We start from the raw sequence: 14,738 nt of genomic DNA, 5'->3' as shown, positions 1-14,738 counted from the left end.
TTTAATTATTATTAATTGCTATTAAAGGAAACGTTTTATGGCGCGATTTTGGGAATAAAAAGTGAGATAAAAAAGAGAATATATTTGAAAAGAGAGCAATACCTTTATTGAATTGAGCTAAAGTCGTTGTTTTAAAGCAGCCACTTATTATTTTATTTACTTACAGATGGCCACTAATCCAATTTTCTCGCTCTGATGTTGATGTTGATGTTGATGTTGATGTTGATGTTGATGTTGATGTTTTCTTTTGTTCTGATTTTAGCTTCAAATGGAGCTGGGATTCATAAACGTGAAGTTCTCGCGTTGCCTGTGCTAAACCGACTTTAGCTGCCAGCTTTAAGGCTTCTTCTTTAAATTCGGCTGAATGGGTTTTTCTGGTACTCTTTTGGGATGTCGCTTTTTCACCTCTGTGAATTACTTTACTCACTTATATGAGATATCCAAAACTATTGGATCAGATCAATCAACTTTAAACCTAGACCTTTGATGTATGAGGTCAATATGTGATTCAATTGGTTTCAGATTTCACCCGTTGTTCCAGCGAAAGGTTTTGAATATTCAAAGCATTTCTATCAGCTCGTTGGCTTTTAGGTTTGTCAGGAAAAGTGGCTGCGAAAGGCAAAATATACGGCTCCCACTAAACATAACCCAGACCATAAATAATCAAGTTTTAATGGCTCTTTCAAATAAAAAACAGAGAAGGGCACAAAAACCATTAAGGTGATGACTTCTTGTAAAATTTTAAGTTGTCCAACATTCAGTACCGTGTAACCAGTTCGATTCGCTGGCACTTGCAGTAAATATTCAAACAACGCGATGCCCCAGCTAATCAAGGCTGCAATAATCCATGGCTTATTATTGAGCTCTTTTAAATGGGCGTACCATGCAAAGGTCATAAATATATTGCTGCATATTAATAACGATATACTGATAAAAATGGGGTTCATGGCACAGCTCGAAATAGTGAACGACACAAAACACGGATATTAAATTAGGTTCATGTGCGAGTCACGCTGAACTTGAGTTATTTGTGTTTCATCACCGCAATACCAGCTCGTTCTGCTTTTTTGGCTGGTAGTCGGGCTAACGTATGCTTAAAGTGTTAACTCGGCTTTGCTTTTTATGTAATCGGGTAGGTATTTTTTTGGAAAATCATAAGTCTATGGGTGAAAACGTTGCAATCTGGCGCCAATATTACAAACAGGCGCTATCTCGTCCTCACTCCAAACGAACAGAGCTTGCTGTTCAACTAAATGAATCAAATCTGGGTGTCGCGATAGATTGTGGCTGTGGAACAGGCAGTGATATGCTTTACCTAATGCAACAAGGCTTTCAGGTTTCTGGTTTTGATATTAACCCAGATGCAGTTGAAATTTGTCGAAATAGATTTGCAGGGATGCCATTAGTCGACGTATCTGACTCTTCTTTTGAACTTTTTAATTACCCAAAGGCAGGAGTGGTCATTGCAAATTCAAGTTTGTTTTTTGCTGATCCAAAGCAATTTGCTGCGACTTGGAACAAAGTTAAGTCGTCTATCGTTGCGGGCGGTGTGTTTGCTGGTGACTTTATGGGTTTTAAAGATAGTTGGGCTGACAATTACCGCAGTCCGACTTCGCCTTTGTCTGAATCACAAGTCAGAGCGTTGTTTGCAAGTTTTGAAATTATTAGCTTTACTGAGCGCGACGAAAAAGGCCAAACATCCATCGGGAGAATAAAGCATTGGCATACTTATTCTGTGGTCGCGGTAAAACGTACTTAATGCTGTGTTTGGGTTTTCATAATTCCATAGTGTTAAAGCAGCTAAATCGAACATTATGTATTCTCATCTCCTAGAATTGAAGCGGAGTCTCGTACTTTAGAAGGGCGTTATTACTTAGCCATACTACACTCGATAAAAGGGGAAACACACACGTTTAGCGCTGTTTTAACCCAAGTAAGTATTGGGCGAAAGAGCAGATCTAAGCTTTGAGTTCTTAATTGAGTGAGCGCCAAAATAGAGGAAGTCAAAAAATGAGTGATGAACAACAAATACGAGATTTATTCAAGGATTGGGTTGAATCTACTACACAAGGCAATTTGGCATTGGCGTATCAGTGCATTGCTGATGACGCAGTGTTTTTGGTTCCCGGTATTGGTGAGTTAGACAAAGAAACCTTTGCGCAAGGTGCCGCTGGCAGCTCACCTGAGGAGTCGCCGTTAGTGTTTGAGCTGGACTGTCAGGTACGAGAAATAAAAATATTTGGTGACCATGCCTACCTCTGGGCCGAATCGACTTTGCTATGCACGCCAAAAAATGGTGATCCGGCAAGCAAAATGGCCGGGCATTCTCTTTCTATTTTAGAAAAGCGAGAGCATCGTTGGCAGATTATTCGAGATGCGAATACGATGACCGTCTTACCTCAAGAGTGTATTTAATTATAATTTGGCCGCGAGTGTGGCCAAATTATTTGTGAGGTTTAGCCTGCTTGTCCGTCATTGTTCGGTTCACGAGTAATGCCAAAAAAGCTTTGTCGCTTTTTAATAAGGCTCGCAAAACCCCTTTTTGATTTCGTAATCACGCTGCATAAGTTTCGCTTTTTACATTTCAACGAAAAATAGATAACCGATTGTTTAAAAATAGATATTTTGCTATCTTTCGCCAGTTAAATAAGCCTTAAATACGTATAATAAACTTGGAAAGATATGAATATTTCACTGGAAGAGATCAATAAAGCGAATTACGAGTCTGTATGTGACTTAGATGTAACAGACGAACAAGAAGAATATGTGGCTTGCAATATGTGGTCACTTGTCGAATCGCATTACAACCATGGCTATACCTGTCAAGCCATCTATTGTGATGGTAAACCTGTGGGGTTTTTCATGTGGGTGCAAGAAACCCCAGAAAAAGTCTCTATTTGGCGTTTTATGGTTGATAAACATCACCAAAAAAAGGGCATAGGCAGAGTTGCACTTGCGTTGGCTCTTGATGCAATTAAACAAGTGCCAGCATTAAAAGAAATCGAAATATGTTATCAGCCGCAAAATCCTGTTGCTAAAGACTTTTACTCAAGCTTTGGGTTTCAAGAGGTCGGTATGGATGACGAGGGTGACGATATGCTCGCACTTATTCGGCTTTAAACGAAAGCCGCATTACTTTGCCCATGGAAGAAGGCACGGTGATTTTCAGCTTTATATCTGCAATATCCTCTTACAAATCAAAGTGTTTTTTTGCTGACCGTTTGTTTGAAAAGTGTTCTAATTTTTGATGTGCAATAGGAAAAAATCACGAATACCGGAGTGGAGCGAATGGCTGTAAAGAGTGGCAAAGGATGGGTGGCTGGGATATTAGCCTGTGTCGTGACCTTGGTTTCAGCCGAGGAACCACAAGTCTCGTCATTGCTAAGCGAAGAAGAACAGCTTGCTGTGATTCAGACCTTATCGCGACATATTGAACAGCGCAGCATTGTACCTCAAACAGGCAAGCAGCTAGTTGTTCAATTAACAAAAAACTATGATGCATATAAATATTTAGGGTTTGAACAACCGACTGATTTTGCTCGTAAGCTGAGCGATGATATACAAGCTTTGTTAAATGACCCATCTTTTATAATACGAGCGAGTGATGAGTTCAATACAGTCTCAACCAACAGTACAACTCCTGCTAGCAATACGATTAATATCGTTAATGATGAAATAGCATTGATTGAACTCGATTTACACAGCACGCACGCTCAAATCGATACGTTATTTAACCAAGTGAAAGACGTTGATGTGCTGGTGTTTGATTTACGTAATAGCTATTCGCCTGCGACGAGAGCCACTGACTCATTGGTGTACATTGTGAGTTATTTATTTGGTGATGCAACGGCGCTGTATCAGGTAACGATGCCTGCGATGCAACAGATTAAACGTGTGGGTACCGAAGATAAAGTCGGTGGTGAAAAACGGCCCGATGTACCTGTGTATATTCTCACGAGTGCACAAACAGGTATCGCCGCAGAACGATTTGCAATGGTGTTACAGCATCTTAAGCGTGCTTACATTGTTGGTGAGCCCACCGCTGGGCGTGTCAATGAGACTCAAGACATCACGCTTCATTCATCGCTCACGCTGACTCAACCAATCGGTGTATTTTTACCAGCCAACTCGGAGGGGGCGTTAAACGGACAAACTGTTAGCCAGAATCCATTAGTACAACCTGACTTGCTTGTGACTTCATTTTTGGCGTTTAATGAAACCCAACCTTTGGCTGAACAGTCTGCGATTGAGTACCGAGTTTTACAAGGGCGGGGCACGCCACAAGAAACGTTTTCGCAAAACAAAGCACAAATTAGTTATTCGGATTGGCGGTTTTACGGCAGTGACTGTGCGCTTGAATACCGACTCTCAGAGCCAATGTATAACGCCAATACTGAACGTTATCAGTTTGCCTATCAGCTCAGATATTATGGCCACGGCAGCGCGAAGATGCGCTACACCTTAGGCAATGGTATTGAGCAAATGACTCAACAAGCCAATTTTGCTGATAAAAAAGACCTCAAAAGTGCTATTTCTATTGGCTTCAAGTCGTTCGAAGCCATTAAAATAACAAGCTGTAGGGCTTTGTAAGTGAGAGCTAGCTCAAATTAGTTTATTTGTACAAAGTGCAAACATAACAATATTTATTAAATAAAAATCAATAACTCTAAATCCATTGTGGTAAATTAATTTTGTCTTGTTTATGGAACAGCATCGCTGTTTTAATTGTTCCAAACCTCCATACTTATCTTCACATCGCTAAAGATAAAAGAAGAAAAAGCAGTAGGGTCATTTTTACATAGGAAGTGTTTAATATTATGAAAGTAAAAGTACTGAGTTTAGCAATCTCGGTTTTAGTGCTAACTGCTTGCGGAGGATCTGATAATAAAAAAGCCGCATCTGAAGCCCAAAGTGAGTTTGAAGTAAACCCGACCATTACAGTCAATGGCACGGAAGATAGCCCATTAACCGTGACGATCAATGCCAATAAAGTCCCTGATGGGGCTGGAAATGTAATATATGAGTTGTTGAGTCAACCTACCCTTGGTGAAATATCAGGTGATTATCCGAATTTAAGTTACTTACCCACAGCGGATCAATTTGGTGACGACACCTTCCGTTTTAAGCTAAAAAAAGGCAACAAAGAAAGTGCGACCGTAATCGCTAATATCACTTTAGTTGCAGTAAATGATGCCCCGACAATTACCGGTACCGCAAATGAAACGATTCGAGCGAATGATACTTATTACTTCGCAGCATCAGCTGGTGATATTGACTCAGAACAATTGAGTTTTAATATTGTTAACAAACCAGATTGGGCGATGTTTGATGTGAGTTCGGGCATACTCAGAGGTGTACCTTCGAACGAGCATGTAGGTAAAGCAAAGGATATTGTAATTAGTGTGTCTGACGGGGAGCTTACTACAGCTTTGCCTGCGTTCGATATTGAGGTAATTGCGGAGCCTTGGGTTAAACGTGGTGATTTACCTGGCTTTGAAGGATCGCATTTGAATGCGCTATCAACGGGTGATTCTTTGTATGCCTTAACGCACCACTTTGCGATAGCGTCATCAATGTCTTGTGCCGGTGCAGAGCCTAGCCCGCCTAAGTTTTCTCATTGGAATATTACACAAAATGAATGGCAACAACTAAGTTCACCTCAATCTAATCGCTATTATTACCAATCAGAACTTGTCGGCAATAAACTGTTTCTTTTTGGGGGGACTGAACAGTGTTCAAGTGGCTCAAATGGGCAAGAAAATATGGAGGTTTATGATACAAAAGAGCAGGTTTGGCATACCTTTACTGCGCCGACTTTTACACCCTTTGGTAATCAATTGCAAGCTAGTTGCTCATTTAATAATGAGGTCATTGTCTTTTCTAAAAATGGTCAAAGGACACAACTAAATCGCTTAAATACAGTAGATAATAGTTGGCATACGACAGACCTCCCTGAAAATTTCAATGAAGTCCAACATTGCTTTAATAAGGGAGATGGGTTGTATGTGATTCAACGCCAAGGAGCGGACTTATTATTAGGTCAGCTTGATTTAGCAGCCACAAATATTATTAATGCGGAATTAATCCCTAATTTTACAGCCGATGCGTATTATGACTTAGCAATTGTTGGAAGTAAGTTACACCTTTTAAGCGCTAAAGAGTTTCTTGAGTTTGATTTTGAACAGATGCAATGGAGAAACTTACCAATTAATCCATTTGCAAAGGAAGTTCAAGATACACAAACATTTTATTTACGTGATTTCAAGGCAGTTAGCTATGCAAATGGTTTATTGTCTGTTGGTGGGGTTTACACCTCTCATTATGGTACAGCAATCTATCAATACACTTCTTTGTAGGTTTTTATGAAAGGGCTATTTTAGCCCTTCCAAATTCAGTGTGGGTTGCTTGACTATATTGTAGCCCCTTTTTTCTTGAGTTCATAAAGCGTATTTGTTTAAATACTCCCACTATTAGTTTTGAGATTGACGCCGCCATGAACAACTAAATCCTGTTTTCCAATTATGTATTTAATGTTTTGGACCAACAGGGTGAGTGGGCGTTGCTCAATACCTTTTTATGTCGTTTGTCATGTTTTATTCTCTCCAAGTGTTGTTTGGTCAGTAATAAATGCGTGTCTTTTGAACCACGACACTGATTTATTTTGCTCGGTCACGACTCCTGTGTATCAATTTACAGGAGGCTATTCATGCCATCATTTCATCTTCAACATGTTACGCTCGAATTACCTTGCGGACGGACACTTTTTAGCGAATTAAATTGGCACCACCATCACCATCGCTCCGCTTTGATAGGACGCAATGGCGTTGGTAAATCGCTCTTAGCGCAGTTAATTGTTGGGCAATTTCCCGCTAGCTCAGGTGTCGTGAGGTGTGCAAATCGAGTCGGGTATTTTGCGCAGACTCAGGCACTTGCCACCTCAACGCAGACAGTCGCGCAACTTTTAGCCGTAGACAAAGTGCTGTATGCCCTTGAGCAGGTCGCCAGCGGCAGCATAGATCCGCAGTGGTTTGATGTTATTGATGAACGTTGGTTATTGCAGGATGAGCTTAAAGCTTTACTGGCAGAACTAAACTTGCCAGACAACTTAAACCTACACATTTCACAACTTAGCGGGGGGCAACAAGCGCGATTAGCTTTATGGCGTTTATTTAATGAATTTAATCAAACCGAGGCCTTACTGGTTTTGGATGAGCCGTCAAATCATCTCGATCAAATCGGTAAAACGTGGCTGCTTAAGCACATGCAATGTTTTAAAGGTGCGATTTTATTAATTAGTCATGATCGGCAACTTCTGGCGCACACTGAGCATATTTATGAACTGGATAACCGAGGGCTTCATCATTATGCGGGCAATTTTGCTAGCTACCAGCAACAAAAACAGCTGGAGCAACACGCTGTGTCTCGCCAATTGTTGCACACCAAGCGAGCGCAACAAGCCCTTGCCCGCAATGCGCAGCAAAGCAAAGAAAAAGCTCAACAACGGGCACAGCATGGGCAAAAAGAGTCCCGGCAGGGCAGTCAGCCAAAAGTGCTGCAAGATTTTAAACGGAACAACGCTGGGGCACAATTAGCGCGCGGCGCAAAATTAGCCGATAACCGCCAGCAAAGTTTGCTCAAAGATGAGATCTCGCTGAAAGCGCGTCAAGCCCTAGAGATTAAAAATACACTCTATATGAAGGCTCCAGAGGCCGGGAAGAACACAAAAGCACTGCTGCGGATTGAACAATGCCAATTGCCATTTGGTACGACTAACCTGATAGATATGTATGTCAAAAGTGGCCAGAAATGGCTGGTATGTGGTCACAATGGTGCTGGTAAATCGACCTTGTTTAGCGTGATCCAAGGGCAAGCAACTGTTTTCCAAGGGGCTATATTTTGTAACGGTTTAGTGATGTGTTTAGACCAACATGCCAGTTTATTGGATGCCCATCTGAGCTTGTTTGCTCAGTGCCAGTTGTCTTGCCCACATATCGATGAGAGTCAAATCAGGACTTTATTGGCTGGAATTGGTTTTCGTGGTCAGGCTGTTCAGCAAAAGGTTGGCACACTCAGCGGCGGGCAAAAGATGAAACTTGCTATGTTGATCGTGAGTCAGCAAAGTCGCCAACCGTTATTACTGTTAGACGAGCCCGATAACCACCTTGATTTAGCCGCCAAGCAGCAGCTCGCCGAGCTTTTGTATTCGTATCAAGGCACCTTTTTGTTAATCAGTCATGATGAAGAATTTGTTAAAACGTGCGCTGTGACACATGTATTACAGCTGTAAAGGGGGTTTACGCTTAATGTTAAAGGCCATAGCGTTTAAAGATTTGGTTAACTTTGCCTTCATCAATCAAAGCCTGTAATTGCATACTGATATTCTCTAATTTTGCGAGGTGCTTTGAGTGTTTTGACATCACAATATAAGCATGTTGCTTGGTTGCTAAACCAAGCTGAGATGCACGAATTTTATTGCTTGGATCAAATTCTTTGAGTAAGGGCACGACGGTATCGTCGTAGTAAATGAATGCATCAATACGGTTTTTATCGAGGGCTTCAAACATGGTTTTTATATCCACAAAGGTGGTTTTGATGATTCTTTCGTCATTGTCAAATTGTTCGTTGTAGCTTGAACCTCTTAGGGTGCCAATATTTAATGGGAATAAATCGGAATAAGAATTGATCGAGATGTGTTGTTTCTTTGAATAAAAACGAAATTGGTCAACTTCATTTCGTGCAATAAAGGGTGGCTCGATAAAAACAAATACTTGCTCGCGTGAGCGAGTCCTTGTGATCCCTGGTAGGAGGTCGACTTCACCGCTTTCTACCAGTTTTACACACCGTACCCAAGGGCATTCGATGTATTCAAAGTCATAAGGTAAGCGAGAGCTTAACTGCTGCATTACATCGATAATCATACCAGATGGGCGGCCTCGCTCATCGATAAAGGCATAGGGCGGTGTATGGTCGATAGCAACAGATAAGCGTTGTTTTTTAGCTTGTAAGTTAAAACTTAACACAGTAAAAAGTGTTGAGATAACAAGCAACACAGCATAATTTAAAATTTTGTCGCGCATCAGTAAACGAGCTCTTTTCATCATTTATTTATTTTATGACCAAATGGGCGTAATGGCACTAATAAATACAGTGTTTTTAAGATGTCATCAACAGCTTAATAATGCCGGTGTTTTTGATAAAGCCAGTAACATGGTGCTAGCTTACCCGCGTTTTAAATCTCTGCATTTTTACTTGGCCGCTCTGGCATTCCTGTTGTTTATTTGAATTGTTTTGAAGAGTCTAACACTATGGAACGATCTGTTCTTACTTTAAATAGTTTATTTTTAGTTGTTATTTCGCTGTTTATGTCGTCATTTTCTCCTCATTTAAAAGCAAAACCACTCGAACAGACTGTAATATTGATTGGTGGGGCACTGATAATTTGCTCGAGCATGAATGAACATCACTGTATTGCCGATAATGTGCCAAGTGGTAAACAAAGCAAGCAGTATCGGCTCTCAAAAACAGCCATCGCTCACATTGATCGGTTTTGGCCATTCGAGAATGAACAAGTTAAAGTGCAAACATTTCATACTCTTAACCGGAGCTACAGCCGCATAAGCTCAACAAGATGAATTCTAAGTTGACTTAACCGTATCAGAAAATACAGGTTATTACCGTTTCTATACTGCAAAGTTCGGCTGCGCCATTGAAAATTTAAAGGTGGATTTTTCGCTCTCTAAAGCGCACTAGTGAGCCCAAAGCCATTATTATTCATTTCTAATTGAAAGACCTATCGACTCCAATTGATAGGTTTTTTTGTTGAAGAGCCATAAGCTGCAAGGAAGTTAACCCAGTCAGACTCACAGTCACTTAGGTGATGTATTTTTCGGTATAACCATGGTGAAGATCGTATTTTGTACTAACTTGTTTACACTTCGTTAACTAAATAAGGATAGTAAAACGAACCTAACTGCCCGGTTTTGAGTTTTTTATGAGCTACAAGTTCCTTTTTTAGGTTTTTTATAAATCCGGATTGTTGCTTTTTTAGCATTAATTGTGTTCGGTATTTTTTCATCGTGATTGTTGGACTTTCGAATATTTCCCTTTAGTTTTATTAAGTACCCATTTTGGGTTTGTTGATGCTGGACTGTCTTGGTTATGGCATTACAGCGAATATCCGTGTGACGAAATCGAAAATTATTCAAACAGGAACTAAATATGAAATTACATCAATGCGCCGCACTTATTGCAATCGGGTTGTATGGGCAATACAGCTTTGCCGATGCCAATGAGCTGACGATGCTGCAATACACCAGCACAGCGGAAAAAACCACAATCGGTGAGCAAGCCAGTGCTCATTTAACTTTATCAGCCCAATTGAGTGTGGCCAGTGAGCAAGGTGAAGTGATCAGCCATACTATCAACCACCCTGGTGCAGATTACATCAAGGTGCATTTCAAACAAGTGCAGCTCAACGGTAATGCAAAGTTAGTGGTGCGAAACGAAAGTAACACTGAGCGTTATGAGTACAGTGCAGATAATATGCGAGCCGCGACGCAAGACGCAACGACAGGTGATGATGGTGTGCACTCTTTTTCTGCTATGTCGGTATCAAATGACAGCGTTATCATTGAGTATTATCCCGATCAAGCCAGTGGCTCTGAGCACACAAAATTTGGCGAAATAGATAGCTATTTTTATGGCACTGAAAGCCAGAACGGCTCAGTTGAAAATAACAGCACTGATCTTTCGCCATTGTCGACGTGTGGAGTCAATGAACGTAAAGATGTGCAGTGCTGGGCAAATTCTCACCCAACAGAGTTTGACCGCAGCCGCCCTGTGGCGCGATTGATTATTGGTGGGCGCAGCTTATGTACGGGCTGGCGTGTTGGCAGTGACAACAAATTGTTCACTAATAATCATTGTGTTGAGAGTGCTGCCGAGTTGGCTGCAACAGAAGTATGGTTTAATTACCAACATACGAGTTGCAATGGAAGTAGCAAAGAAACAGTTGTTAAAGTGACAGGAAATGAGTTCCTCAAAACCGATTACACTCTAGATTACACCTTATTTAGCGTCAATGATTTTGCATCTATTAGCCAGTTTGGTTATTTAGGCTTGGATGTGCGAAACGCGGTGCAAGGAGAGCGTATTTATATTCCTCAGCATGGTGCTGGCAATCCCAAAGAGTTGGCAATCGAATCCGACCAAGACAGCAATGGCTTATGCCAAGTCAATGCTGCGTCAGTAAATGGTCGAGGCAGTAATACCGATATTGGTTATAACTGCGACACCATAGGTGGTTCATCAGGCTCGCCTGTTTTGGCTGCAACAAGCAATAGCGTGATTGCGCTTCATCACTTAGGTGGTTGTTACAATAAAGGCGCTAAAATTAGTAAAATTTGGCCACAAGTCGCGAGTTACTTTAATGGAGTGGTGCCAATAGGGGATAATAATGGCAATAACCCAACTCCGCCAACGGCTCGCTTTACCTATCGTTGCGATGTCACTCAATGTCGCTTTGATGGCAGCACTTCGAGTTCAAACGCGACCATAAACAGCTACCAGTGGGACTTTGGTGACAGCCAAACGGATAGCGGTGTAACATCCGTTCATACCTTTGCTAATGCAGGCACTTTTGATGTATCACTGACAGTACAAGACAGTAATAATCTTACTAATACTTTGACCCAGCAAGTCGTTATCTCAAGTGGTCCTGCACCTGAACAGCAACTGGTCAAAGGGCACGCTTTAACCGATCAAAATGGGGCTGCTAATCAGGAGTCTTTTTATTACATCGACCTCCCAGCGGGGGCGACAGATCTGAACGTGACGATCTCAGGAGGCACTGGCGATGCCGACTTATACGTCAAAAAAGGAGAAAAGCCGTCGAGCGCGAGCTATGATTGTCGCCCGTATAAAAATGGCAATACAGAAAATTGTACCGTGAACCGAGGTGAAGGGCGTTATTTTGTGATGCTAAAAGGCTATCGTGCATACTCAGGTGTGAAGCTTGTGGCTGATTACACAACGAATACCACACCTCCGCCTGTCGATGGTGATAGCACAGTAATCACCGAACGCGCGTTTGGTTTTCCGGGCTTTTGGAACCGTTCTAGTTTTACTGTTCCAACTGGAAAAACGTCTCTGACGGTAACGACGAGCGGTTCAATCGGTGACATGAGCCTCTATGTAAAAGCCGATGGTCAAGTAACTGATAAACAATTTGATTGTCAGTCAAACACCACTGGTAATAACGAAAGTTGTACTTTGGCTGTTCGCGCAGGGCAAACGGTTGATATTGGTTTATTGGGTGTGATTGCTTACGACTGGGTCAAAGTGGTGGCCACTGTAAACTAGCTGAGCATTAAAAAAGGGCGTAGCGCAAAAAAAACGTTGCGCCCGATTTATTTAGGTGTTTTAACCCCTCCACTCATCAGAGTTCCCTTCATTTAGGCAGAATTTATCGTACATTTTTGGTTCTTAATCGCAAACAGTGGTTTTGCATTTTTAGTTGCGTAAACTATGGGGTGATTACAACAAGAGAAGCCATTTAGGTATAAAAATGAAACTAATAAAATCAGCCATTGCGTTGGCGATCGGTTTATCCAGTGCACAGGCCGTTGCAAACGATACTCTTACCATCGATGATATTCCTAATATCCAGTCTGTCGTTCAATCTGTCGTGAGCCCGGATGGCGAGCAGGTTGCATTTACTCGCTCGGTTCCGCGTGAATTATATGTTGATGAAAACGGCACCAATTTTACTGAATTATTTTTAGTTAATGACGAGGGGGTTGAACGCCCTTTTATTACTGGCAAAGTGAATATTTCGAGCATTCAGTGGTCTGCTGATGGCGAGCACGTTTACTTTCTAACGAAAAAGAAAGAAGACAAATTCCGTACTTTATACCGTATTTCGGTTAACGGTGGTGAAGCGCAAGCGGTGTTGTCACTCAAAGGCACCTCAATCTCAAGTTATCAGTTGAGCCCGAATGGTCAATCGGTGGCGTTGCTTGCGATGCCAGCTCAAGAAAAATCAGAAAAAGAGCTCAAAAAACTCGGTTTTATGGCTGAAGTGTATGAGCTAGGTCTTAAAGATAAGCAGTTATTTATTGTTGATTTAGCTGCATCTGATAAACCACTTTCACCAACCGAAATTGAGGTTGAAGGGTATGTGAGTGCGGTTAATTGGTCTGATGATGCTAAACAATTGTTAGTGAAAACTCAGCCGACTGCGTTGATTGATGATCAATACATGAAATCACAATGGCATGTGATGGATGTAGAAAGCAAAAAAATCACCACCAGTTTTAAAACCGAAGGCAAATTAGGCACCGCAGAATTCTCTCATGATGGCGAATATATTGCGATTTTAGGGGCTGAAGATAAGCACGATCCAGCAACAGGCCGACTTTATATCGCCAATGCTAAAACCGGAAAAATAGAAGAGTGGATCCCTAACTTTATGGGCCACATTAGCGATTTTGAGTGGTTGAACCGTAAAAATGTGCTCAATTTTATTGGTAATGTCGGTGCAGAAAGCTTTGTCGCGCAAATAAAAGTCGGCTCTGCAAAATACAAAAAGTTAATTAGCGAAGGTGAGCTAATTGCTTCTAACTTATCGGTCTCTGATTCAGATAAAACCATCGCGTTAAAAGCCAATACAGCGAAGCACCCCAATGAAGTGTTTATGCTACGCGGCAAAAAAGCGACGCGTCTTTCGGATTCAAACCCTTGGTTAAACGATAAGCGTTTTGCAAAACAAGAGAACATTACTTTCAAAGCGCGTGACGGTGTTGAGATTGGTGGGGTACTTGTTTACCCGCTTGATTATAAAAAGGGCACCCGTTACCCATTAATCATGAGTGTGCATGGTGGCCCAGAAAGCCATGATAAAGATGGTTGGGTGACAAATTATTCTCGCCCAGGTCAAATGGGGGCTGCGCGCGGTTATGCAGTGTTTTACCCGAACTACCGTGGTTCAACGGGTAAAGGCGTGGATTATTCAAAACTAGGCCAAGGCGATTATGCCGGTAAAGAGTTTGATGATTTAGTCGACACTAAAAACCACTTAGTGGAAATGGGTCTGGTTGATACTAAGCGTGTGGGCATTACCGGTGGTTCTTATGGGGGTTATGCGTCGGCTTGGGGGGCGACTAAGTTAACTGAGCACTTTGCTGCCAGTGTAATGTTTGTCGGTGTAACAAACCAATTATCAAAATTTGGTACGACCGATATCTCTAACGAAATGTACTTAGTGCATGCACGTTCATACCCTTGGGATAAATGGCAATGGTACTTAGAGCGCAGCCCAATTTACTGGGCGGGTCAATCTAAAACACCACTGCTGATTATGCATGGTAAAGATGACCCACGTGTACACCCTGCGCAATCAATGGAACTGTATCGTTACATGAAAGTGCAAGGTAAAGATGTCCGTTTAGTGTACTACCCAGGTGAAGGCCATGGTAACCGTAAAGTGGCTGCCCAGTACGACTACAGCCTACGTTTAATGCGCTGGATGGATAACTACCTGATTGAAGGTAAAAAAGACATGCCTGCATACGAAATCGATCATGCTGCTAAACTCAAAGCAGTAAAAGATGCCAATAAAGAATAACTAAATTGATATACATACCAAGCCCGCTTCGTTAGCGGGCTTTTTTGTGATTGAGATCAATAAACATCTACTTATCTATTTACGCTTTGGGAGTATTCAGTCGCGATTAATTTAA

Annotated in this window: 12 protein-coding genes; 9 read left to right on the top strand and 3 right to left on the bottom strand. The window is 41.7% G+C overall.

Translation table 11 applies throughout. The features are described from left to right. Positions 1–160 precede the first annotated feature (160 nt). A complete protein-coding gene (locus AC3KVK_RS19985) occupies positions 161–427 on the bottom strand; it encodes a hypothetical protein (RefSeq protein ID WP_490310621.1) in 267 nt (88 codons plus the stop codon). Between the two features lie 169 nt (positions 428–596). Then, positions 597–947, bottom strand: coding sequence for a DMT family protein (locus AC3KVK_RS19980; protein ID WP_490310622.1), 351 nt, complete (start codon positions 945–947; stop codon positions 597–599). A gap of 197 nt (positions 948–1,144) precedes the next feature. On the opposite strand from AC3KVK_RS19980, the gene AC3KVK_RS19975 reads away from it, so the two are divergent. The 6 genes from AC3KVK_RS19975 (at position 1,145) to AC3KVK_RS19950 (ending at position 8,287) form a co-directional block, all read left to right on the top strand. Next, positions 1,145–1,759 carry a class I SAM-dependent methyltransferase gene (locus tag AC3KVK_RS19975; RefSeq protein WP_490310623.1) on the top strand — a complete coding sequence of 205 codons (615 nt, stop codon included), beginning with the start codon at positions 1,145–1,147 and terminating at the stop codon, positions 1,757–1,759. A gap of 251 nt (positions 1,760–2,010) precedes the next feature. Further along, on the top strand, positions 2,011–2,415 hold the full coding sequence (locus AC3KVK_RS19970) for a YybH family protein (RefSeq protein WP_490310624.1): 405 nt from the start codon (positions 2,011–2,013) through the stop codon (positions 2,413–2,415). 267 nt (positions 2,416–2,682) lie between these two features. After that, on the top strand, positions 2,683–3,120 hold the full coding sequence (locus tag AC3KVK_RS19965; RefSeq protein WP_490310625.1) for a GNAT family N-acetyltransferase: 438 nt from the start codon (positions 2,683–2,685) through the stop codon (positions 3,118–3,120). A 168-nt stretch (positions 3,121–3,288) separates the two neighbouring features. Beyond that, entirely contained in the window at positions 3,289–4,590 is a 1,302-nt protein-coding gene (locus AC3KVK_RS19960) for a S41 family peptidase (RefSeq protein WP_490310626.1), read from the top strand. Positions 4,591–4,817: 227 nt separating this feature from the next. Beyond that, positions 4,818–6,356, top strand: coding sequence for an Ig-like domain-containing protein (locus AC3KVK_RS19955; protein ID WP_490310627.1), 1,539 nt, complete (start codon positions 4,818–4,820; stop codon positions 6,354–6,356). A gap of 350 nt (positions 6,357–6,706) precedes the next feature. Continuing rightward, positions 6,707–8,287 (top strand): ATP-binding cassette domain-containing protein, encoded by a 1,581-nt coding sequence (locus tag AC3KVK_RS19950; RefSeq protein ID WP_490310628.1) that lies wholly within the window; start codon positions 6,707–6,709, stop codon positions 8,285–8,287. A gap of 19 nt (positions 8,288–8,306) precedes the next feature. Here AC3KVK_RS19950 and AC3KVK_RS19945 read toward each other — a convergent pair whose 3' ends face one another. Next, positions 8,307–9,077, bottom strand: a complete 771-nt coding sequence (locus tag AC3KVK_RS19945) for a substrate-binding periplasmic protein (RefSeq protein ID WP_490310629.1) — start codon at positions 9,075–9,077, stop codon at positions 8,307–8,309. Between the two features lie 228 nt (positions 9,078–9,305). Between AC3KVK_RS19945 and AC3KVK_RS19940 the strand changes: the two genes are divergently transcribed. The 3 genes from AC3KVK_RS19940 (at position 9,306) to AC3KVK_RS19930 (ending at position 14,623) form a co-directional block, all read left to right on the top strand. Beyond that, positions 9,306–9,632 carry a hypothetical protein gene (locus AC3KVK_RS19940; RefSeq protein ID WP_490310630.1) on the top strand — a complete coding sequence of 109 codons (327 nt, stop codon included), beginning with the start codon at positions 9,306–9,308 and terminating at the stop codon, positions 9,630–9,632. 586 nt (positions 9,633–10,218) lie between these two features. Beyond that, on the top strand, positions 10,219–12,360 hold the full coding sequence (locus AC3KVK_RS19935) for a pre-peptidase C-terminal domain-containing protein (protein WP_490310631.1): 2,142 nt from the start codon (positions 10,219–10,221) through the stop codon (positions 12,358–12,360). A gap of 205 nt (positions 12,361–12,565) precedes the next feature. Beyond that, positions 12,566–14,623, top strand: a complete 2,058-nt coding sequence (locus AC3KVK_RS19930; protein ID WP_490310632.1) for a S9 family peptidase — start codon at positions 12,566–12,568, stop codon at positions 14,621–14,623. The last annotated feature ends 115 nt before the right edge of the window (positions 14,624–14,738 follow it).

The organism is Pseudoalteromonas sp. J2K-J979 (assembly GCF_058169715.2).
Note: the sequence above shows the minus strand (reverse complement) of the source record. Positions and strands in the feature narration are given on the sequence as shown.